16 protein-coding genes and 1 tRNA gene are annotated in these 22625 nt (G+C 67.5%); 4 read left to right on the top strand and 13 right to left on the bottom strand.

The annotated features are described in order from the left end of the window. Positions 1-10: 10 nt before the first annotated feature. From ACWYRN_RS16360 to ACWYRN_RS16340, 5 genes are all read right to left on the bottom strand, one after another. Complete coding sequence (locus ACWYRN_RS16360; protein ID WP_488688642.1) at positions 11-1102, bottom strand: EpsD family peptidyl-prolyl cis-trans isomerase; 1092 nt, start codon at positions 1100-1102, stop codon at positions 11-13. An 80-nt stretch (positions 1103-1182) separates the two neighbouring features. Continuing rightward, complete coding sequence (gene fcl / locus ACWYRN_RS16355; RefSeq protein WP_488688641.1) at positions 1183-2157, bottom strand: GDP-L-fucose synthase; 975 nt, start codon at positions 2155-2157, stop codon at positions 1183-1185. A 203-nt stretch (positions 2158-2360) separates the two neighbouring features. After that, the gene (locus ACWYRN_RS16350; protein ID WP_488688640.1) at positions 2361-3743 is read right to left on the bottom strand and encodes an undecaprenyl-phosphate glucose phosphotransferase; all 1383 of its coding nucleotides are present in this window, start codon (positions 3741-3743) and stop codon (positions 2361-2363) included. A 10-nt stretch (positions 3744-3753) separates the two neighbouring features. Further along, positions 3754-4950 (bottom strand): XrtB/PEP-CTERM-associated polysaccharide biosynthesis outer membrane protein EpsL, encoded by a 1197-nt coding sequence (gene epsL, locus ACWYRN_RS16345; RefSeq protein ID WP_488688639.1) that lies wholly within the window; start codon positions 4948-4950, stop codon positions 3754-3756. A gap of 229 nt (positions 4951-5179) precedes the next feature. Next, the gene (locus tag ACWYRN_RS16340; protein ID WP_488688638.1) at positions 5180-7102 is read right to left on the bottom strand and encodes an ATP-binding cassette domain-containing protein; all 1923 of its coding nucleotides are present in this window, start codon (positions 7100-7102) and stop codon (positions 5180-5182) included. A gap of 222 nt (positions 7103-7324) precedes the next feature. On the opposite strand from ACWYRN_RS16340, the gene ACWYRN_RS16335 reads away from it, so the two are divergent. After that, positions 7325-7399: transfer RNA gene (locus tag ACWYRN_RS16335), tRNA-Arg, on the top strand. Positions 7400-7405: 6 nt separating this feature from the next. On the opposite strand, the gene ACWYRN_RS16330 is transcribed toward ACWYRN_RS16335, so the two are convergent. Further along, the gene (locus tag ACWYRN_RS16330; RefSeq protein WP_488688637.1) at positions 7406-8455 is read right to left on the bottom strand and encodes a sugar-transfer associated ATP-grasp domain-containing protein; all 1050 of its coding nucleotides are present in this window, start codon (positions 8453-8455) and stop codon (positions 7406-7408) included. A gap of 263 nt (positions 8456-8718) precedes the next feature. On the opposite strand from ACWYRN_RS16330, the gene ACWYRN_RS16325 reads away from it, so the two are divergent. Continuing rightward, positions 8719-9357 (top strand): DedA family protein, encoded by a 639-nt coding sequence (locus ACWYRN_RS16325; protein WP_488688636.1) that lies wholly within the window; start codon positions 8719-8721, stop codon positions 9355-9357. A gap of 48 nt (positions 9358-9405) precedes the next feature. Here ACWYRN_RS16325 and ACWYRN_RS16320 read toward each other — a convergent pair whose 3' ends face one another. From ACWYRN_RS16320 to ACWYRN_RS16290, 7 genes are all read right to left on the bottom strand, one after another. Continuing rightward, positions 9406-9918 (bottom strand): MarR family winged helix-turn-helix transcriptional regulator, encoded by a 513-nt coding sequence (locus tag ACWYRN_RS16320; RefSeq protein WP_488688635.1) that lies wholly within the window; start codon positions 9916-9918, stop codon positions 9406-9408. Next, positions 9908-11584: an AMP-binding protein gene (locus tag ACWYRN_RS16315; RefSeq protein WP_488688634.1), complete on the bottom strand. Its 1677-nt coding sequence runs from the start codon at positions 11582-11584 to the stop codon at positions 9908-9910. The genes ACWYRN_RS16320 and ACWYRN_RS16315 overlap by 11 nt, the downstream gene beginning before the upstream one ends. Before the next feature lie 124 nt (positions 11585-11708). Continuing rightward, positions 11709-12425: a response regulator gene (locus ACWYRN_RS16310; RefSeq protein ID WP_488688633.1), complete on the bottom strand. Its 717-nt coding sequence runs from the start codon at positions 12423-12425 to the stop codon at positions 11709-11711. Between the two features lie 12 nt (positions 12426-12437). After that, positions 12438-16802 (bottom strand): two-component regulator propeller domain-containing protein, encoded by a 4365-nt coding sequence (locus ACWYRN_RS16305; protein ID WP_488688632.1) that lies wholly within the window; start codon positions 16800-16802, stop codon positions 12438-12440. A 167-nt stretch (positions 16803-16969) separates the two neighbouring features. After that, positions 16970-18805: a gamma-glutamyltransferase gene (ggt, locus tag ACWYRN_RS16300; RefSeq protein WP_488688631.1), complete on the bottom strand. Its 1836-nt coding sequence runs from the start codon at positions 18803-18805 to the stop codon at positions 16970-16972. Between the two features lie 119 nt (positions 18806-18924). After that, entirely contained in the window at positions 18925-19683 is a 759-nt protein-coding gene (locus ACWYRN_RS16295) for a 3-hydroxyacyl-CoA dehydrogenase (protein WP_488688630.1), read from the bottom strand. Positions 19684-19795: 112 nt separating this feature from the next. Continuing rightward, positions 19796-20479, bottom strand: coding sequence for a hypothetical protein (locus ACWYRN_RS16290; protein ID WP_488688629.1), 684 nt, complete (start codon positions 20477-20479; stop codon positions 19796-19798). Between the two features lie 180 nt (positions 20480-20659). Here ACWYRN_RS16290 and ACWYRN_RS16285 point away from each other — a divergent pair, with 180 nt between their 5' ends. Then, positions 20660-21958 (top strand): acetyl-CoA hydrolase/transferase family protein, encoded by a 1299-nt coding sequence (locus tag ACWYRN_RS16285; protein WP_488688628.1) that lies wholly within the window; start codon positions 20660-20662, stop codon positions 21956-21958. Between the two features lie 82 nt (positions 21959-22040). Further along, the gene (locus ACWYRN_RS16280) at positions 22041-22568 is read left to right on the top strand and encodes a DsbA family protein (RefSeq protein WP_488688627.1); all 528 of its coding nucleotides are present in this window, start codon (positions 22041-22043) and stop codon (positions 22566-22568) included. Positions 22569-22625: the final 57 nt, after the last annotated feature.

Raw genomic sequence — 22625 nt, 5'->3', positions numbered from 1 at the left:
CTGGTCGGATTCACTTCAGGCCGGCCACGCCGCGGTCGACGGTGGCATGGTCGGGCGCGGGCGCCATCGGCGCATCGGGCGCCAGCGTATCCGGGGCTGCGCCATCGGCCGCCGCGCCAGGCGCCTTGCCCTCGGAATGCCCTTCCGCAATGCCCGCGGCCATGCCCTGCGCCGTGCCCTCCTGCGCCGGCGCCGTGCCTGCCGCCGCGGATGGCGCCGCAGCTGCCGGCGCCGTCATGCTGGCCGGCGCAGCCTTCGGCCCTGCGGCCAGGTCCTTGTTCAGGTATTCGATCTTCGCGTGCTGGCGCAGGCGCTCGACCTCGGCCGCAGCGAGTTCCTTGTTCTTGTTGCTCATCAGGTATTTCTCGATCTGGGGCGCGGCCACTTCCAGCGGCACCGGTGCGTCGCGGACATCGGCCACCGCCAGCAGCATGGCGCGCTCGCCCTCGCGCACGCTGAACAGCTGGTTCTTCGGCATGCCCAGCAGCTTCTTGGACAGTTGCGGATTCAGCTCGGAAGTGCTGCGCGTGACCTGGGCGCGGCCGTACTTGACCTGGTGTGCGTCGAGCCAGACCGCCACTTCTTCCAGCGAACGGGCGGCATCGGCCGCGGCGCGCGCCTCGGGTGTCAGGTCCTTGGCAGCGAGCACCAGCTGGTCCATCTGGAACTGTTTGCGGTCCGAGAAGAACTCGGGATGCTGCTTGAAGTAATCCTCGACTTCGGCCGGCGTGGGCCGCGCGACATTTGCCAAGCGCTTTTGCATGTAGGCCTGGGCCACGATCAGCGAACGCGCCCTTTCGATGGCCTGCACCACCTTCGGGTCGCGGTCGAGCTTTTCCTGTTCGGCCGCGCCCTCGAGCAGCTGGCGGTCGATCAGCGCCTGCAGCAACTGTTTGCTGGCTTCCTGCTGGCGCGCCGCCGGCACGCCGGCGCGCTGGATCTCCTCGTTCAGCTGCAGCACGGTGATTTCCTCGCCGTTGACGCTGGCAAGCGCCTGGCCCGGTTTCGATTCCTTTTCCTGGTCGCCGCAACCGGCCAGTACCGCCGCCAGCAGGATGGCGGCCGAAAGCGATGCCTTGCGGGCCTGATGAAGGTTCTTCAAGATGACTCCTCGTGAATGATGCGTTGCTGCCGCTGCGTTACTGCCGCTGCATTACTGCCGATGCCTGTACCGGTCCCGGTTCAGGCCGGTGTCTCCATGGCCTGCGTTTCGAGAAATGCCGCGTAGGTGCGCCGCAAGCCTTCGCGCAGGGGGGTGCTGGCGCGCCAGCCCAGCGCATGCAGCTTCGATACGTCGAGCAGCTTGCGCGGCGTGCCGTCGGGGCGCGAGGTGTCGAACACGATGCGCCCCGCGTAGCCGACCACGTCGCTCACCAGCCCGGCCAGTTCGGCGATGCTGACATCCACACCGGTGCCCACGTTCAGGTGCGAATGCATGGGATCGGTGCTGCCGCGGTAGGCGTCAAGCGGAAGGTTCATCACGTGCACGCTGGCGGCGGCCATGTCGTCGACATACAGGAATTCGCGCATCGGCTTGCCGCTGCCCCAGATCGCGACCTCGGGCACGGCGCCCATCCTGGCCTCGTGGAAGCGCCGGATCATGGCCGGGATCACGTGGCTGTTTTCGGGGTGGTAGTTGTCGCCCGGTCCATACAGGTTGGTGGGCATGACGCTGCGGTAGTCGGTGCCGTACTGGCGGTTGTAGCTCTCGCACAGTTTAATGCCGGCGATCTTGGCGATCGCGTACGGTTCATTGGTCGGTTCCAGCTCGCCGGCCATCAGGTAGTCTTCCTGGATCGGCTGCTGCGCCATACGCGGATAGATGCAGGACGAGCCCAGGAACAGGAGCTTCTTCACGCCGGCGCGCCAGGCTTCGTGGACGACGTTCGTTTCCACCAGCAGGTTGTCGTAGATGAATTCGGCAGGATAGGTGTTGTTGGCGTGGATGCCGCCCACCCTGGCCGCCGCCAGGTAGACCTGGTCGATACGCTCGCTGCGGAAGAATGCACGCACCTGGGCCTGGTCGGTCAGTTCGAGTTCATCGTGGCTGCGCATGACGAGGTTGGCGTGGCCGCGCGCCTGCAGTGCGCGCACGATGGCCGAGCCGACCAGGCCGCGATGACCGGCCACATAAATGCGGGGATCTGGAAGATTCAAGCTGCCCTCCTGATGGATACGAGGTCTCGTTTGCGGCAAAAAATGCGAAGCAGCAAGCCCGTCCGCACACCCGTACGGTTGGGCACAATACCGTTGCAAGCCTACCCGTCGAACGCAGCGCAACCTTTGACAAGGATCGAAGCGCGCAAAGGCCGAGAAATGAACTCGGAGCTCCCTCAGCTGTCACGCGGCGGCGCTTCGTTTTAAAACGCGTTCTCACGCGTCAAAACAACCTTGACTGTCTTTAAAATGATCCACAGGTCCAGCCACAGCGACCAGTTGCGCAGGTAGTCGAGGTCGTGCTGGATGCGCGCTTCCATCTTGTCGAGCGTGGCCGTTTCGCCGCGCAAGCCGTTTACCTGGGCCCAGCCGGTAATGCCCGGCTTGACCTTATGGCGCAGCATGTAGCCCTTGATCAGTTTCCTGTACTGCTCGTTGTGGGCGACGGCATGCGGACGCGGCCCGACAATGCTCATGCGCCCCTGCAGCACGTTGACGAATTGCGGCAACTCGTCGAGCGAGGTGCGGCGCAGGAAGCGACCGATCGGCGTCACCCGGCCGTCGTTGCGGCGTGCCTGGACGATGTCCTTGCCGTCGTCCATGACCGTCATCGAGCGGAACTTGTAGACCCAGATTTCATCCCCGTACAGGCCGTAGCGGCGCTGCTTGAAGATCACCGGCCCCGGCGAGGTCCACTTCACCGCGGCCGCCACCGCCAGCATCAGGGGCGCCAGCCCGACCAGGATGACGCTGGCAAGCACGATGTCGCTGACGCGTTTTACCAAGCCGTTCAGGCCCATGAAGGGCGTCTCGCGGATCGCGATCACCGGCATGCCGCCGACGTTGTCGAAGCGTGCCTGCATCAGGTCGAACACGTAGACGTCGGGCAGGAAATATACCGAGGCGGTGGTGTCCTGGAGCTCGTCGATCAGGCGCCGGATGCGTGGCTGCGCCGATACCGGCTGGCTGATGAAGATCAGCTTGATGTTGTGTGCGCGCACATACTGGCTCAGGTCCGACATCCTGCCCAGCATCGGGTGCCGCAAGCCGGGCGGATGGCGCTCGCCGGCGCGGTCGTCGAAGAAACCGTGCACCTGCATGAACAAGTTTGGTTGGCGGTCGCAGATGGCGGCGAACTTCAGGCCGACGTCGTTGGCGCCGACAATCACGGTTGACCGCACTTCGCGGCTGCGTCCGGGCCGGCCGGCTGCCAGCCGCACCGCGATATGGCAAACCAGCAAGGTACTGGGCGCGGCGATCGCCCAGGCCAGCAGGACCCGCGCGTCGTAATAGTATTTCAGGCCGCTGGCCGAGCCGAGGAAGTAAAGCACGCCCACCGTGAGGCACCAGCCGAACAGGGTATCGCGCGCATACGCCAGCATGCGCCCGCTGCGCCAGGTGCGATAAGGGTCGATGTGCTGGTAGACGGCCGAGGAAATGAAGAAGGCCAGGATCATCAGCACCAGCAAATAGCCGGAAAACGGTTCGTTGAAGACCATCGACGACACGTACAGCGACCCCATGATGATCAGGGGATCAAGCACGCGCTGGAAAAACGAGATGATCGGAATGTCGTTGACCGTCATTGCCTGGTCTTCAGAACTGTCCGCTGGCGTTGACGGCAAACGAATGCGACTCGAACTTGCCGATGCCAAGCAGGCGCGAGCCGCTGCGCGCCTGGTAGAACCAGCCGGCCGACAGCGAGACGGCTTGCCGCGGCGCCCAGGTCGCCTTCAGGCTGGCGGTGCGCAGCGCATCGTCCAGGCCGCCGGCGGCGGGCAGCGCCGCGCGCGCATTGTAGGCGCGCTTCTCGTAGGCCGCGTCGGCCTCTACGCGCAGCTTGGCGCGCGCATCCCAGGTAGCGCCGGCGCTCGCCCCCTTGTTCAGGGTATAGCTGACGAGCGTGCTTTCGATCGGCGCGAAGTCGCGCCAGAGCGAGGCGCGGTAATGCAGCTTGCCGCTTGGGTCGTGCAGCAGCGTCACCCGCCCGTTGGCGCCGCTCGTGCGTCCGCTGCCGAACGAGGGCTGCTCGCGCCGCGCATAGCCGGCCAGCGCCTGGACCGTGGTGGCGCCACTCGCCTTCCAGTCCACGCGCGCCTTCAGTTCGTCCTGGGTGAAGTCGTCGGTGAGCGGACTGAGGGAAAACGGGCGCCGGTTCGGATAGCTGCCCTCGATGCGGCGCAGCACCAGCCCGACCGCGCTGCCGCTGCGGGCCAGGTAGCGCCCTTCGAGCTCGGCCACGTCTTCGGTACGGTCGTTGAAGGCCTGGGCCGCCAGGTCGTAGTCATACTTGTCGCGCGAAAAGGCGGCGTGCGCTTCCCAGCGCGGATGCAGTTTCCAGCCGCCCTCGAAAAAGCCGCGGCGCTGCTTGCGCAGGTTGCGCTGGTCGCTGCGAAAGTCGGTGTACGGCGCCAGCGTCTGCGCATGCACGACGCCGAGCTGGCCCTCGAAGCGGTTGCCGAGCTGCCAGTACCAGGTGCCCTGGATGTCGCGGCCGTCGTAGTCGAGCTGGCGGAAATGGTCGAACTTGACCTTCGACAGCTTGGCATGGGCCACCAGGCGCTGGCGGCTGATCGTGCGGTCGTAGACGGCGCCGGCTTCCAGGGTGCGCCAGGAATCGGAGCGCTGGTTATCGAAGGCCGGCGCGTCGTCGGGAATGCGCAGCAGATTGTCGTCGTAGGCCCAGCCGATGCGGCCGTACAGGTCCAGCCCGGTGCCCGGCACGGCAAGTGCGGGACCGCAAACGAGTACCCCGGCCAGGAGCACAGGCGGGCGCAGGCAAAATCGCGACATGATGTTCGTCTCGGAAAGCGCTGCGTCGGACGGGAAACCGGCGCCGCTTTCCAGCGCCGCGCATGCCGGCGGCGATGGCAGGGAGGCGAGCGCAGCGGTTCCGGCGCGGACCGGAGCAGCGGCGGTCCGACACGCCAAGGCCGATACTGACGAAACCCCTGAAATGCGATCTGTGCTGGATCAACGCGACCGGGGTTGCGCGTTGGCGCCCCCCGGGATCGCAGCCGGGTCAGGCGTCGCCGCGGGCGCGCGCCTCGATCTGCTCCCAGCGCTCCAGCGCTTCCATCAACTGCTCGTCGATCTCGCTGAAGCGCGCGTTGATGCGGCGCGCGTCGGCCGGATTGGTTTTATAGAAGTCCGGCGCGTTCAGCTGGGCCGTGATCAGGGCCTGTTCGTCCTCGAGCGAAGCGATCAGCTTGGGCAGCTCTTCCAGCTCGCGCTGCTCCTTGTAGCTCAGCTTCACTTTCTTGGCGCCAGATGCCGCCGCCGGGGCCTCGGCAGCCGGTGCCGGCGCGGCCTTGGCTGCAGCCGGGGCCGGGGCGGCCGTCTTCGGCTCGATTGCCTTGACCCGCTCCCAGTCGCTATAGCCGCCCACGTATTCGCGCCACTGGCCCTGTCCTTCGGCCACGATCACCTGGGTCACGACATTGTCGAGGAAGGTGCGGTCGTGGCTGACCAGGAACACGGTGCCGGTGTACTCTTCCAGCAGCTCTTCCAGCAGTTCCAGGGTGTCGATGTCGAGGTCGTTGGTCGGTTCGTCCAGCACCAGGCAGTTGGCCGGCTTGGCGAACAGGCGCGCCAGCAGCAAGCGGTTGCGCTCGCCGCCGGACAGCGACTTCACCGGCGAACGCGAGCGTTCCGGTGCGAACAGGAAATCGTTCAGGTAAGTCATGACGTGCTTGCGCTGGCCATTGACCTCGACCCAGTCGCTGCCCGGAGAAATCGTGTCGGCCAGGCTGGCCTCCTCGTTCAGCTGGGTGCGCATCTGGTCGAAGTACGCCACGTTCAGCTTGGTGCCGAGGCGGGTCGTGCCGCTGTCGGCGCTTTCCTCGCCGAGGATCATCTTCAGCAGCGTGGTCTTGCCGGCGCCGTTCGGGCCGATCAGGCCGACCTTGTCGCCGCGCAGGATGGTGCCCGTGAAGTTGGTAACGATCACCTTTTCGCCATACGCCTTGGACACGTTTTCCAGTTCCGCCACGATCTTGCCCGAACGCTCGCCGGTGCCGACGTCGAGCTTGATCTGGCCTTGCGTCTCGCGCCGAGCGGCGCGCTGCAGGCGCAGGGCTTCCAGGCGGCGCACGCGGCCTTCGTCGCGGGTACGGCGCGCCTGCACGCCCTTGCGGATCCACACTTCTTCCTGGGCCAGGAACTTGTCGAACTTGGCATTCTCCACTTCCTCGTTCGCCAGCAGTTCGCGCTTGCGTTCCTGGTAGGTCGAGAAATTGCCGGGGAACGAAAGCAGACGCCCACGGTCGAGTTCGATGATGCGGGTCGCCACGTTGTCGAGGAAGCTGCGGTCGTGGGTAATGAACAGGACGGAGCCGCGGAATTCGCGCAGCAGGCCTTCCAGCCACATGATGGACTTGAAGTCGAGGTGGTTGGTCGGTTCGTCGAGCAGCAGCACGTCGGGTGCCGAGACCAGGGCGACGGCCAGCGCCACGCGCTTTTGCATGCCGCCCGAGAGCGTGCCCATTTTCGCATCGCGCGCCAGGCCCAGGCGGTCGAGGGTGGTGTCGACCTTGTTGCCCAGGTTCCAGCCATCGGTGGCGTCGAGTTTCACCTGGATCACATGCATGCGCTCCATCAGCGCCTCGTCGTCGCCCTGGCCGAACTGGCCGGTCAGCGCTTCGTATTCGGCCAGCATGCCTTGCAGCTCGCCCATGCCGGCGGCCACCGCGTCGAACACCGTCGACTCCGGATCGAAGGTCGGCTCCTGCTCGACATAGGCGATCTTCAGGCCCTGCTGCATGACCAGCAGGCCATCGTCGAGCTTGAAGCGGCCGGCGATGGTTTTCAGGAGCGAGGACTTGCCGGTGCCGTTGCGGCCGATCAGGCCGACGCGCTCGCCGGTTTCAAGGGAAAAATCCGCGTGGTCGAGCAGTGCGACGTGGCCAAATGCCAATTGCGCGGACGTAAGGGAAATGACAGCCATAATCTGTGTGCGGGCCGCTCGACGCTCGTGGTCGAGCAGCGGCGCGGCGGAATCAATTGAAAGAAGCCGACATTGTACCGATTGCGGCACGCACACTTCCAAAGAATCCGCTTTCCTCGGCTATAATTGCACTCGGTTCACGATACCGGCCTGCCTTGCAGGGTCCGCTCGCCGAACTGCAGGCCTGTCCTGCTTTCGTGCCGCCCCGGCAGCACGCGCGTCCTCCCCGTAGCACAATGGATAGTGCACATGCCTCCTAAGCGTGGGATACTGGTTCGATTCCAGTCGGGGGGACCAAACCTCTCAGCGCCCGTCGCTCCACGGCCCGCTGCGCATCATCCAGCGCCGCACCACATTCTGCGGTTTCGGTTCCCGGAACAATTTCCACCACGTTTCATCCGCAATGCCGCGTCCCGAGGCCAGTTGCAGCACGTCCACGTCTCCGCCCGAATTCACCTCGATGGTTTGCGGCCCCTGGTCAGTGAACGCGATGTCCCAGGACTGGTACATGATCCCCGGGAACAAGGGCGCGGCGCGCAGGCACATCGCGACCGCCTGCTGCCAGTCGGGCAGCGTGCAGCCGACGATCTGCTGGCCGGTATCCGGGTGCGCCGGGACCGGTTCCAGGCGTGAACCTTTCCTTCCGATGACATTGAACAGGACACCGGTATCGACGTCGATGGCGCCCAGCAGGTTGCCGGTGGCGCCATGCCGGAAATTATCGATCATGTTCTTGCCAACCGGGATACGCAGCACGGCACGGTGGACCAGCGGCCCGCTGTCGTCGACCAGCACCACCACGCGCGCCGTTGCCAGGCGCGGGCCGAAGCGTGCGTCGAGTTCCGGGTGCGGACGCGCCACGCTTTGCAGCATGATGCCTTCGCGGCTCAGCCAGCGCTTGAAATACTGGTCGACGGCGATGGTTTCGCCATTGCGCAGCTGCAGCTTGCCGTCGGCATAGCCATCGACCCAGACCGAGCCGGCGCCGCCGTTGCCGGCAATCGGCTTCATGAAGACCGGGAAGACCGCCCGGCTCGCCAGGTATTCGGTCACCTCCTCCACGGAGCGCAGCGACACAGCGCCGGGAAAGCTGCGCGTCGGATGGCCGATCGCCTGGATTGGGGGGAAGGGAAAATCGTGCAGGCGCAGGATGCCATAGGCAATCAATTTGTCCGCCGTCAGCGCCTGTGCACGCAGGTCGTTGTTCGACGTGGTGGCCGTCGACGACTTCTCGCCCAGGAACTGCGATTTTTCTTCCCAGCTCATGCCGGCCAGGCCGTACATGTCATACTCCTTGGGAGAGAGGCGGTTTGGCGGGCGGCGCAGCTGGGCCATTTCGTAAGCGCGTTTCATTCGTTGTGTCTCCGGGAAGCACTGTTCTTAATAAATTGCTATGTTAACCAGTGGGCGGGGGCTTGTCCAATCGAATGCACCATTCCGGGGAGGCATGATGCCTTGCCGGGCGCACCGCCGGTGCAGGCTTGCCTCATCCTGGTGCGGATAAACGGTATACATCGTTTGCCCGGTGCGATTGCGCACAAGCGTGCCCTGCCGAACATAAAGCCGCCGTATTCGCGGTTAGGATGGCCTTATCACTGATCTGGAGGACGGCATCCATGTTCGACTTCATCACGAATTTCTTGGAGAAAAGCGGCTATCTCGGCGTCTTTGCACTGATGGCGCTGGAGAATATCTTTCCGCCAATTCCATCCGAGATGATCATGCCCTTCGCCGGCTTCGTTGCCGCGCGCGGCGACCTGAACGTGGTGGGCGTACTGATCGCCGGCACTGCCGGTTCGGTGGTGGGCGCCCTGCCCTGGTACTACGCGGCCAAGGTGTATGGCTGCGAGCGCCTGAAGAAGCTGGCCGGGCGCCGCGCGCGCTGGCTGACGATCACGCCCGACGACATCGACAAGGCGCTCGACGCCTTCCACAAGCACGGCAAGAAGGCGGTGCTGTTCGGGCGCCTGGTGCCGGCGGTGCGCACCCTGATCTCGGTGCCGGCCGGGCTCGGCAACATGAACCTGGGCCAGTTCCTGCTGTATTCGACGATCGGCTCGCTGGCCTGGACCGGCCTGCTGACGGCGGCCGGCTTCCTGCTCGAGGACAATTACAAGGATGTGGCGAAATACGTCGACCCGGTATCGAAGACCATCCTCGGCGCGATGCTGGCCTGGTATTTGTACCGCGTGGTCACCTACAAGCCGGCGGCCAAGGAGTCGTCCCAAAAGCAGGAACAGCACGAACGCACCTGAGGACGCTGCCCCGCAATGAGCGGGCGCGGCGAGCCGGCGCGGCGAATTTTACGCGCCGCCGCGCTCGTCCAGCCCCGCCTTCATTGCACTGAGCAGTGCGATCAGGCGCTCCTTGTCCTGGGGCGCCACATGTCCCAGCAATTCCTCGACCCAGCCTTCGTGCACCCTCGCCATGGCGCCGAACGCCGCCTGGCCGGCCGCGGTGAGCCTGACGGCAAAGGCGCGCTTGTCCTGCGGGTCGGGCACGCGTTCCACCAGCCCCTCGCGTTCGAGCTGGTCGGTGATGCCGGTGATGTTGCCGCCGGTGACCATCATGCGCCGCGACAGTTCGCCCATGCGCAAACCCTCGGGATGGCGTTCCAGCTGGGCCATCAGATCGAAGCGCGGCAGCGTGATGCCGAAGCCGGCGCGCAGGCGGCTGCGGATCTCGTTCTCGATGCGCACGGTGCACGAGAGCATGCGCAGCCATAGCTTGAGCGACTGGTGGTGCTCGCTGCTCAAGCGTGTGGCCAGGTCGAGTCCCTGCGGTGTGCCTGTTCCCTGCCTGTTTTCATCCTGCATTCTGCGCCGGCGCCGCTTCGGCGCGTAGTTTGAAACGCTGCAGTTTACCGGTTTCGGTGCGTGGCAGTGCGTCGCGGAACACGATGCGTCGCGGATATTTGTACGGCGCGATCTGGCGCTTAACGAATTCCTGCAATTCGCGCTCCAGCGCCGCGCCCCCTTCCTGCCCGCCGCGCACGACCACGTGGGCCTCGACCACCTGCCCGCGTTCCTCGTCCGGGCGGCCGATGACCGCGCATTCGGCCACCGACGGGTGGCGCAGCAGCGCTTCCTCGACTTCGACGCCGGCGATGTTGTAGCCGGCCGAGATGATCATGTCGTCCATCCGCGCGCGGTAATAGAAATAGCCGTCGCCGTCCATTTCGTAGGCGTCACCGGTCAGGTTCCAGCCGTCCTGCACGTAGTCGCGCTGGCGCGGATCGGCCAGGTAGCGGCAGCCGGTCGGCCCCTTCACCGCCAGGCGCCCGATCACGCCTGGCCCCACCGGCTTGCCTTCGGCATCGAGCACGCAGGCCTGGTAGCCCGGCACCGGCCTGCCGGTGGCCCCAAGACGGATCGCGTCGCCGGCCGCGGAAATGAAGATGTGCAGCATCTCGGTGGCGCCGATGCCGTCGATCATGGCCAGGCCGGTCGCCGCCTGCCAGGCTTCGCGCGTGGCCAGCGGCAGCGCCTCGCCGGCCGACACCGTGCGCGTGAGGCTGGACAAATCGTGGCTCGCCGCCAGCTGCGCCATTTGGCGGTAGAAGGTCGGCGCCGTGAAGCAAACCGTGGCGTGCTCGGCGGCGATGGCGGCCAGCAGGGTCTCGGGCGTGGGCTTTTCGATCAGCACCGCGGCCGCACCCACGCGCAGCGGGAACAACAGCAGCCCGCCCAGGCCAAAGGTGAAGGCCAGCGGCGGGGTGCCGATGAAGATGTCGTCGCCGCGCGACTCCAGGGTGTGCACCGGGAAGCAATCGCAGATCGCCAGCAGATCGCGGTGGAAATGCATCGTGCCCTTCGGGACGCCGGTAGTGCCCGAGGTGAAGCTGATCAGGCAGACGTCGTCCGCCGCGGTGTCGGTGGCCGCGAACGGGTCGCCGTGGCGCGCCATCAGGTTTTCCAATGCGGCCGGGTTGCCGGGGGCGTCGAACAACGTTACCGGCGGCGCGCCTTCGCCCAGGACTTCGTGCAGGGCGTCGATTTCGGCGCGCAGGCCGGCGGCGCACAGCACCGCGTTGACCCGCGCCTTGGCGGCGATGGCGCCGAGTTCGCGCGCGCGCAGCAGCGGCATGGTCGGCACCGCGATGCAGCCGGCCTTGAACACGGCCAGGATCGCCGCCGCCATGGCCGGGCAATTCGCGCCGCGCAGCAGCACGCGGTTTCCCGGCACCAGGTGCAAATCGCGCAGCAGCACATGGGCGATGCGGTCGACCCGCGCCGCGAGCCCGGCATAGCTCAGGCGCTCGCCGGCGCCGATCAAGGCCGTGCGTTCGCCCCAGCCGCGCGCCAGCGCCGCGTCGAGCAGTTCGACGGCGCAGTTGATGCGCTGCGGGTAGCGCAGCGCCGGGAGATCGAACAGGAATTCGGGCCACTCGCCGGGTGGCGGAAGATGGTCGCGGGCAAAGCCGTCGACGTGCGAGGAAGGACTGAGTGCTGCTCTGGGTTCTACCGTCTGCGAGCTTGTCATGGTCGTCCCGGTTGGGTGATCAGCCAATATCCGGGAGATACTTTAAGTCTAAACGATCGTGCCGACAAGCGAATTGTCGGGATGGCCAGGCCCTGCAGTGCGAACCTGGATTCGGGACTCGGGGTCAGGCCCCGTCCACGCGCTGCGCCTGGCGTCCGACCGCTGTACTGGCCGCGGCCAGCGCCTCGGCCAGCGCGGCGGGCGCCATAGATGCGCGCGCCTGCGCCAGGCGCGCCGCCGCCGCGTGCAGGCCGAGCGTGACGCAGCCCTCTTCCAGGCGCGCCAGGCGCGCGCGCGCCGCCGGCGCATCGGCCAGCAGCGCCGCCAGGCCGGTTGCCGTGTCGTCGAGCTGGCGCGCCAGGCCGCCGAGGTAGAGCCGCAGGCGCGCCAGGTCGATGCCGAGGCGGCGCGCGCTGTCCTGCGGCGCCTCGGCCTGCCCCAGGGCCGCCAGCCAGGGCCGCAGTTGCTCCACGCGGAAGGGCTTGACCACGTAGCCGTCGGCCCCCAGCGCGGCCGCTTCGCTCATGCTGTCGCCGTCGTTGGCGGCCGAGACCAGCACGAAGGGCAGCGCGGCCAGCTGCGGGTGCGCCTTGACCCGCGCCAGCAGCTCGGTGCCCGACAGGTGCGGCATGCGCAGGTCGCAGAACACCATGGCCGGACGCAGGCCGGCCTCGAGCTGGCGCCAGGCGTCGGCGCCGTCTTCCGCTTCCAGGATCTCGAACCGGCCGCAGGTATCGACCAGATGCATCAGCATCATGCGCGAGACCACGTCATCGTCGACGACCAGCACCTGGGGCATGGGCGCCGGCGCCGCCGGCATGATGTTACTTGTTGAAGACATCGGTTCGGAGGATCAGGTAAGGGAGGTGTCGAAGGCGTCGAGCAGCGCATCCAGGCGCGGCAGGCCGGCGCGCAGTTCGTCGCGGCGGCCGCTGTCGGCCGCCTTTTCCAGGCGCGCGCAGAGCACCGCCAGTTCGCGCGCACCAAGGTGGCCGGCGCTGCCGCGCAAGCCGTGCAGCACGCGTGCGCAGGCCTCGTCGTCGCCGTCGTCGAGCGCGGCGCGCAGCTCGCGGCGGCGGCGCGGCAGGTCGGCGGCAAAGGCGGCGCGCAGCCGGGCCTGGAGGTCGCCGGCCGGATGCTCCGCAGCTGGAGCCGGGGCAGCCTCCGCCGGCGGCGCCTCCTCCGGCGCGATCCCGAACAGGGCGTCGAGTTCGGCCGTCGTCGGCGCCGCTGCTGGTGCCGATGGCGGCAGCGGCGCCGCCATCGGCACCAGCGCGATGCCGCGCGCCAGCTGGCGTTCGATGGCCAGGCCGAGCTGGCGGTGCAGGGCCGCCTCGTCGATCGGCTTGGTGAGGAAGGCGTCCATGCCGCAGGCCAGGTAGCGGTCGCGGTCTTCGTTGCTGGCGTTCGCCGTCAGCGCCACGATCATCACGCGCGGGTCGAGCACCGGCGCGTCGAGCGTGCCGCCGGCGCGGATCAGGCGCGTGGCGGTGGCGCCGTCGATCTCCGGCATGCGCCCGTCCATCAGCACGATGTCGTAGTGCGTGCGGGCGCAGGCCGCCACCGCCAGTGCGCCGTTCTCGACCACGTCGATGCTGTGGCCCATATCCTCGACCATCATGCGCGCGATGATCTGGTTGGTGGCGAAGTCCTCTGCGCACAGCACATGCAGGCGGTGGGTGTGGGGCAGGAAGACCGCAGGTTCGGCCCGGGCCGGTTCGATGCCTTCGTCGAACGGCAGCACGAAGCTGAAGGTGCTGCCCTTGCCAGGCTCGCTGTGCGCCTCGATCGTCCCGTTCATCAGCTCGACCAGCTGGCGGCAGATCGCCAGCCCCAGGCCGGTGCCGCCGTAGCGGCGCGTGGTGGTGGCGTCGGCCTGCTCGAACTTCTGGAACAGGCGCGGCAAGGCCTCGGCGGCGATGCCGATGCCGGTGTCCTGCACCGAAAAGCGGATGAAGTGCGGAGTCCTGTCCTGCTCGAGGTCCTCCGTGCAGGCCTGGTCCTCGGTCCGGCGCTCGACGCGCAGCAGCACCTGCCCGGCCGGCGTGAACTTGAAGGCATTCCCGACCAGGTTGACCAGCACCTGGCGCAGCCGGGTCGGGTCGCCGCGCACGAAGCGCGGCAGGTCGGGCGCCAGCTCGATCGCGAAGTCGATGCTGAGGGCGGCGGCCTGCTCCTCGAACAGGGCGGCCACGTTGCCGATGGCCGCGTCGAGCCCGAAGTCGATGGTCTCGACGGTGAGCTTGCCGGCCTCGATCTTGGAAAAGTCGAGCAGGTCGTTGATGATCGCCAGCAGCGCCTCGGCATTCGCCTGGCCGCGCGCGATCTGCTCGCGTGTGCTTTCTTTTAATTGGCCGTCGCGCAGGGCGAAGCCGAGCATGCCGATCACGCCGGCCAGCGGCGTGCGCATCTCATGGCTCATGTTGGCCAGGAACTCGGACTTCTGGCGTGCGGCGTCCTCGGCGCGGCGCGCGGCCAGCTGCAGGCGGCGCTCGTTCTCGTGCAGGGCGCGGTTCGCCTCGCCCAGTTCGATGGTGTTCTGGCGCACCTGCTGCTCGCGCTCGCGCAGCTCGGCGGTCTGGCGTTCGAGCAGGCGGTTCTGCAGCCCGATTTCCTCGGTGCGGGCGCCGACCTGGCGCTCCAGGCGCAGCTGCTGGCGGTGCAGGCTGCCGATGCGCAGGCGGTAGCCGCCGTAGCCGGCGCTCAGCAGCATCAAGGCGCCGGCGACGCGGAACCACCAGGTGCCCCAGGCCGGCGGCTCGATCACGATTTCCAGCGTGGCCGGGGTCTCGCTCCAGACACCGTCCTTGTTGGCGGCGCGCACATGGAACACGTAGCGGCCCGGGTCGAGGTTGGTGTAGGTGGCAAAGCGCTTGCTGGCGTCGGCACTCACCCAGGCCTGGTCGAAGCCCTCGAGCTTGTAGGCGAAGCGGTTGCGCTTCGGCGCCGCATAGTGCAGGGCCGAGAACTCGAGCGAGAACACCGAGTGCCTAGAGGACAGCGTGATCGAGCGCGCATTCTCGATCGGGCCGTCGAGCAGCTCGGGCCAGGCCTGCTGTACCGGGCGGTTGAAGATCTGGAAGCCGGTGATCACGGCGCGCGGCGGAATGCGGTTGTAGCGCAGCGCGCGCGGGTCGAAAGCGGTGATGCCGTTGAAGCCGCCGAAGTACAGGCTGCCGTCGGGCGCGCGCGCCGCCGCCGCGTCGAAATAGGCGCCGTCGACGGTGCCGTCGGCGGCCGTGTAGCTGCGCCAGGTGTTGGTGGCAGGGTCGAAGCGCGACAGGCCGTTGGTGGTGCTGATCCAGATTGCGCCGTCGGCGTCTTCCAGCATCGCTGCCACGGCGTCGTCGACCAGGCCGTCGCGCATGGTGTAGCGGACAAAACTGACCGAGCCGTCGGCGGCCGTCACCATCTTGTTCAGGCCGACCGCGGTGCCGACCCAGACGTTGCCGGCGCGGTCTTCCATCAGGTAGTGGATCTCGTCGTGGCTCAGGCTGGTGGGGTCGTAGCCGTCGTGGCGGAAATGGCGGAAGCGCCCGCTGGCGCGGTCCAGCAGGTCGAGACCATTAAAGGTGCCGACCCAGAGCCGCCCGCGCCGGTCTTCCAGCACCGGGCGCACCGAATTGTCGGACAAACTGGCCTGGCGCGCCGGATCGTGGCGGTAGCTGGTCACCTGGCGCGTGGCCGGGTCGAGCATGTGCAGGCCGCCCTTGGTGGCGATCCACACCATGCCGTCGCGGCCCAGGCTCATGGCGCGCACGTTGTTGGCGTTCGCCCCGTTCCTGTCGTTTGCCGCCAGTACCTGGCGCACGAAGCGCCCCGTCTTCGGATCGAAGCTGGTGATGCCGGTGCGCCCGCCGACCCAGAGCAGGCCCTGGCGGTCGCGCACCACGGCGTTCACGGTGTTGTCGATCAGGCTGTTCGGGTTGCCCGGCTCATGGCGCCAGATGCGGTTGGCCTGGCCGGGCGCGGCCGGGTCGTACAGCTGCAGGCTGGTGGTCGAGGCCAGCCACAGCTTGCCGCTGCCGTCGTTCTCGATGCCCCTGACGCGGTTGTCGGCCGTGGCGGCGCCGTCGCGCTCGCGCACGATGCGCGCGAAGCCGCCGCTGCCCAGGTCCACGCGCGACACGCCGGCATACCAGGTGCCGGCCCAGAAGGTACCGACGCGGTCGCGGTAGAGCGCGGCGATGTGGTTGTCGGCCAGGCTGTGACTGTCGGCGACCACCTGGCGGTGCACCTCGAAACGCGCCTGCGCCGCGTCCCAGCGGTACAGGCCTTCGTCGTGGGAGCCGACCCACACCTGGCCCTGGGCGTCCTGGTAGAGCGCGCTGATCCAGGCGCGCGGGATGCCCTCCTGCGGCCCGAGGCGCTGGCGCCGTCCGACTTCCGGTCCGGCCAGGGCCATGCGCTCGAGGCCGCCGAGAGAGCCGATCCACAGGGTGTTGGCGGCGTCCACCAGCAGCGCATGTACGGTCTCGTGCGCGGTCTCGTGCGCGGTCTCGCGCGCGGCCTCGCGCGGCTCCGGCCTGCCGCTGCCGTGGTGCTCGAAGCGCTTCAGCGCCAGGTCGAAGCTGTCGACGCCGGCCGTGGTGCCGATCCACAGCAGGCCGCTGCGGTCGAGCGCCAGCGCATTGATGTCGTCGCTGGCCAGGCTGTCGGGGTCGCCCGGCACGTGGTGCCAGGTGGTGAAGCGGCCGCTGGCGACGTCGAAGTGCTGCAGGCCGTCGCCGGTGCCGAGCCAGAAACCGCCCTTGCCGTCGTCGATGATGGCGCGCACGTGGCGGTTGCCGTTGCCGCGCCGGGCCGGCTCCTCGGGCAGGAAGTGCTGGAAACCCTGGGTCGCCGCGTCGTAGCGCGCCAGGCCGCCGTCGGTGCCGACCCAGAGCCGCCCTTCGCGGTCGACGTGCAGCACGCGGATCCAGTTGCTGGGCAGGGTGGCGGGGTCGCCGACGGCGTTGCGGAAATTGACGAAGCGGTAGCCGTCGAAGCGCGACAGGCCGTTCTGGGTGCCGAACCACATGAAGCCGTCGCTGTCCTGGGCCATGGCCAGCACCGATTCCTGGGCCAGGCCATCCTCGACGCTCAGGTGCTCGAAGCGCATGGTCGGGGCCGGCGCGCTCCAGGCCGGGGCCGGCGCGCCGAACCCGCCGGCCACGGCCAGCAGCAGGATGAACAGCAGCGCCTTCATGCGGAAAGCAGCGCCCGCTGCAAGGTACATGCAAACGCAAGGCAGGCGCTAGCAGGGCAGGCAGCTGGCGCCCCTGCCCTGTTCACGGCCGATCGACTTGTCTGTTCCCTATCCACTCCGTAAGGGTAGCAAACAAAGTGAGTCTAGAGGGAAATTATTGCTCTCCGATCAATCGTTTCCTGCATTTTTGCAGACTTTTAGTCTCCTTTTGCAACGCCCTCGCGGCGCGGGTCGGCGCCGCCGAACCACCAGGACTCGCCATGGATGGCCATGCGCATGATGCCGTGCAGGCCCGAGTTCTGCTCGGTCTGCTGGACCTTGTGGCCGCGCGCCTTCAGGGCGTCGACGGTGGCCTGCGGGAAGCGGCCGGCCTCGATCTCGGTCGGGCCGTTGCGGCTGCCGAAGTTCGGCAAGGCGATCGCCTGCTGCATGTTCAGGCCCCAGTCGAGGGTGCCGACCAGGGTCTTGGCGACGTAGTTGATGATGGCCGGGCCACCGGGCGAGCCGACCGCCAGCACCAGCTTGCCCGTCCTGGTGTCGAAGACGATGGTCGGCGACATGGCGCTACGCGGACGCTTGCCCGGCTCGACGCGATTCGCCACCGGGCCATCCTTGTCGCGCGCCGCGAAGCTGAAGTCGGTAAGCTGGTTGTTCAGGATGAAGCCATCGACCATCTGGCGCGAGCCGAAAGCGTCTTCCACGGTCGTTGTCATCGACAGCCCGGCGCCATGGCCGTCGACCACCACCAGGTGCGAGGTCGACGGCGTCTCGATGGCGTTGTCCTTGCCCCAGAGCCAGGCCGTTTCCATGCCCGGCGGATTGCCGGCCGGCGCCTCGCCCATCGACTTTTCGCCGATCAGGGCGGCGCGTTTCGCCATGTAGGCCTTGTCGATCAGGCCGGGCAGGCCGCGGCCCGGCAGCGGCACGAAGTCGGTGTCGGCGGCGTAGCGGTTGCGGTCGGCGTAGGCCAGGCGGCCGACTTCCGAGAACAGGTGCACGGCGTCGGCGCCTGGCACGCCGTTCGTGGGCGCGAGTGCGCGCATGTCGCGCGTTTCGAACATGGCCAGCATCTGGGCCACGGCGATCCCGCCCGAGGATGGCGGCGGCATGCCGCACACGGTGTACACGCGGTAGTCGCTGCAGACCGGCTCGCGCACCTTCGGGCGGTAGTCGGCAATGTCTTTCGCGGTGAGCAGGCCCGGGTTGGTCGGGTGTGCCTTGACCTTGGCGGCGATGTCGCGCGCGATGTGGCCCTTGTAGAAGGCGTCGGCACCGCCGCCCGCGATCTCGCGCAGGGTCTTGGCCAGGGCCGGGTTCTTCAGCAGGTAGCCGACCGGGCGCGGGTTGCCCTCCTTGTCGTAAAAGTAGGCGGCGGCCGTCGGGTCCTTGCGGATATGGGCGTCCCACATCAGCATGCCGTTCAGGCGAGCGCTGACCGGGAAGCCGCGCTCGGACAGGCGGATCGCCGGCCCGAACAGGGTTTTCCAGGGCAGCTTGCCGTGCTGCTTGTGGGCCAGTTCCAGCATGCGCAGCACGCCCGGTGCGCCGACCGAGCGCCCGCCGACCACGCCGGCGGTGCGCGAAAGCGGCGTGCCGTCCGGCTTTTCGAACAGGTGCTCGTCGGCCGCCATCGGCGCGGTTTCGCGGCCGTCGAAGGCCTGCGTTTTCTTGCCGTCGTAGTGAACCAGGAAGGCGCCGCCGCCGATGCCCGAGCTTTGCGGCTCAACCAGGGTCAGCACCATTTGTGTGGCGATGGCGGCGTCGATGGCGCTGCCGCCCTTCTTAAGCATCTCGTAGCCGGCCTCGACCGCGAGCGGATTGGCGGCGGCGACCATGTACTTCTTCGCGGCCCAGCCGGCCTTTTCTTCGTAGCCGGTGGCGATCTCGGGGGCGCGCTGGGCGGTGTCCTGGGCCGCGGCTGGGCGCTCCGCCGTCTTCTGGGCAAACGCCGGGCTGGCGGGCAAGGTGACGCCGGCCAGGGTGGCCATGGCGGACAACAGCGCGGCGCTGGCGCGCATCTTCAACTTGATCATCGATTCTCCAAAAAGCAAAACGGGCGTGCGACCAGGGCCGCACGCCCGATACCGTCTGGCATCCTACATCAAATTGTCAAACGGCTCATGGCACCATGTAAAGTGCTCAGAGAGCGTCTTTACTTCGGCTGCATGCGGATCGCGCCGTCGAGGCGGATCGTTTCGCCGTTCAGCATCACGTTTTCGATGATGGCCTTGGCCAGGTGCGCGTATTCCTTCGGCATGCCGAGACGCGGCGGGAACGGCACCATCTTGCCCAGCGAATCGCGCACTTCCTGCGGCATGCCCATCAGCATCGGGGTCTCGAAGATGCCCGGGGCGATCGTCATCACGCGGATGCCGCTGCGCGCCAGGTCGCGCGCCATCGGCAACGTCATGCCGGCCACGGCCGCTTTCGAGGAACCGTAGGCCGCCTGGCCGATCTGGCCGTCGAAAGCCGCCACCGAGGCGGTGTTGATGATGATGCCGCGCTCGCCGTATTCACCCGCTTCGGTATTGCCCATCGCTTCGGCCGCCAGGCGTGACATGTTGAAGGTGCCGACCAGGTTGATGTTCACCGCGCGCTGGAACACGTCCAGCGGGTGCGGGCCGTCCTTGCCCACGGTCTTCACGGCCGGGGCGACGCCGGCGCAGTTGACCAGGCCGCGCAGGGTGCCCAGGGCGACCGCCGCTGCCACCACCGCCTGGCCATCGGCCTCGGAGGTCACGTCGCAGCGCACGAACTGGCCGTTCAGTTCCGCCGCCAGGGCCGCGCCGGCCTCGGCCTGCACGTCGGCGATGACGACCTTGCCGCCGGCTTCGGTGATCATGCGCGCGGTGGCCGCTCCCAGGCCCGACGCGCCGCCGGTGACGATGAACACATTGTCTTGAATTTGCATGGTTTTCCCTTTTTGTCTCTGTGCGTTCGCTAGGACGCTTGGCTTTGACGTTTACGTAAACGTCAATCCACAGGATTGTAGCGAACTTTTGGCGGGAAAAGCCACCGCTGACTTAAAAGCATTGCACGTTGGCGCCGTTGCGCGTGCACAGGCGTCCTTCGCTGCTGACGCCGGCATTGCCGACATTCGTCTGGTAGGTCGTGCCGCCGCTGTCGGTGCAGGTGTTGCCGAGGCAACTGTTGAGCCGGGCGGAACTGGGCTGCGGCGCGGCCGGCGGGCCCACCGTAGGCGGGGGAGGCGTCACGACCGTATTCGGCGCCGGGTTCGACTGCCCTTCGGGCATGCGGGCAATCGATGACTGGACCGGGCGGCGCGGCGTGGCATTCGCCTGCTTCTTCGGCTCCTTGCCATCCGTCCTGGCCGGGGCCTGCTGCTGTGGCGCCGGGCGCGCCGACGGATCGGCTTCCTTGTGCGGCTGCTGTTGCGGCAGGCCGCCGGCTTTTTCTTCCTGGGCCTGCGGGGTCTGTTCCGGCTGGGCGCCGGGCTCGGCCCGGGTCGTCTGCGGATGCAGCACCGGGCCGTAGCTGGGGCCGGTGGCCGGGGCCGGCTGGCGCGCAGCCTGTCCGGCCTGGGCGGCCTGTGCGGCCTGGCGCTGTGGCTCGGGTTGCTGCCCGGACGGCGTTTGCGCGTGGGCCGGTTGCGCCGCGCTTGCGGCGGCCAGCGCCACCATCAGGGCCAGGGCGATTTGCGTGGCCCGGAAGGGCTTCGAGTGCTTGAGGTGGGGTGTGTGCTTCATGGCGTCCTCCATGCGGCCTGGGGCCGATACGGGGATTATCGGCCGCCCCTGCCCGCCATGGCGCGCGCCAGCATGGCCGCCGCGTCAAGTCCGTGTCAGTTTCGCGGTTTACGCTAAGGGGACAATCCGGCAATGTGCGTGATGATTGCCGCGACGATAATCACAACGATGGAGACGGCAATGCAGACAGTTCACGAGCTCTACCAGGCCAAACGCACCGACGCCGCGGGTGCGCTGGCGCACCTGCAGGACCAGGACATGATCATCGTGCCGACCGGGGTCGGCGAGCCGCCTGCCCTGCTCACGGCCCTGTCGGAAGCGCGCACGCGCTGGCAAGGCATCCGGGTGGCGCAGATCCTGGCGATGCGCAAGTACGGCTACTTCGAGCAGGACACGGCCCGGCACGTGCGCCACGCGGCGCTGTTCTTCGGCGGCGCCTCGCGCGGGGGTGGCCAGGGCGGCTGGTGCGACTTCATCCCGAATTATTTTTCCGAAATCCCGACCCTGATCGAGCGCGGCCTGATGCCGGCCGACGTGGTTTTCGCCATGGCGTCGAGCATGAATGCCCAGGGTTTCTTTTCGCTCAGCCTGGGCACCGACTACACCATGGCGGCGGTGGCCAAGGCGCGCGTGGTGGTGCTGGAAGTGAACCCGCATGTACCCTTCGCACATGGCCAGTGCCACGTGCACATTTCGCAGGTGACCGCGCTGATCGAGGACGACACGCCGATCCTGGAAGTGGGCCTGCCGGCGATCGGCGCGGTGCAGGAAGCCATCGGCAAGCACGTGGCCGACATGATCGAGGATGGCTCGACCCTGCAGATCGGCTATGGCGGCATTCCCGACGCCGTGGTGATGCAGCTGACCCACAAGCACGACCTCGGCATCCATACCGAGATGATCGGCGACGGCATCCTGAAGCTGGTCGAATGCGGCGCCGTGACCAACCGGCGCAAGACCCTCCTGCCCGGCAAGATGGTGGCCACCTTTGCGCTCGGCTCGCGCAAGCTCTACGACTTCATGCACCAGAACCCGATGCTGGAAATGCACCCGTCGAACTTCACCAACGACCCCTACATCGCCGGCCAGAACGACAAGCTGGTGTCGATTAACGCCAGTTTGCAGGTCGACTTGCTCGGGCAATGCGGCAGCGAAAGCATTGCCCACCTGCCCTATTCCGGCACCGGCGGCCAGGTCGACTTCGTGCGCGCCGCCAACCGTTCGCGCGGCGGCAAGTCCTTTATCGTGCTGCCCTCGACGGCAAAGGACGGCACCATCTCGCGCATCGTGCCCACGCTCACGTCGGGCACCCACGCCACCACCAGCAAGAACGACGTCAACTACGTGGTCACCGAATACGGCGTGGCCCAGCTGCGCGGCAAGTCGGCCAAGCAGAGGGCGCAGGAACTGATCGCGATCGCGCACCCGGACTTCCGCGGCTGGCTGCGCGAGGAAGCCGGCAAGATGTGTGTGTTCTGACGGGAAACCTGCGCCACCGCCCTGCCCGGCCGTGCCATGATGAGATCGACGCCGCATTGGCCGGCACCATCATGGAGGCAGGATGAGCAAGGAACTTGGCATTACCCAGGACGATCACGTGCGCGGCGGCAGCGGCGCCGTGGTCACGCTGGTCGAATACGGCGATTTCCAGTGCCCGTATTGCGCCCGCGCGCACGCGGCGCTGGGCGAATTGCGGCGCCAGCACGGAGACCGCCTGCGGCTGGTCTACCGGCACCTGCCGCTCTCAGACCTGCACCCGCTCGCCCAGCCGCTGGCGGAAGCCGCCGAGGCCGCTGGCGCCCAGGGCAAGTTCTGGGAGATGCACGATGCGCTGTTCGAGAACCAGGGCATGCTGGACGAGGACGCCCTGCCCGCGCTCGCCGCCGCCATGGGGATCGATGCCGGGCGCTTGCGCGACGAGTTCGAGAGCGGGCGGTATCGCGACAAGGTGCTGGCGCAAGCGGAAGCCGGACGCGCCGCCGGAGCCAGCGGAACGCCGAGTTTCTTCATCAATGGCGAGCGCTACCATGGGGATTCGGACCATGCGTCGCTGGCGCAGGCGATCGACGAGGCCATGCAGCAGCGTTGAAGCTGGTTTGCATCCACGTTGGCGCAGCGTCGACGCAGTATTGATTGGCGCAGCGTC

This window comes from Massilia sp. BAP21 (genome assembly GCF_057801335.1).
This window is presented reverse-complemented; position numbering and strand designations above follow the sequence as displayed.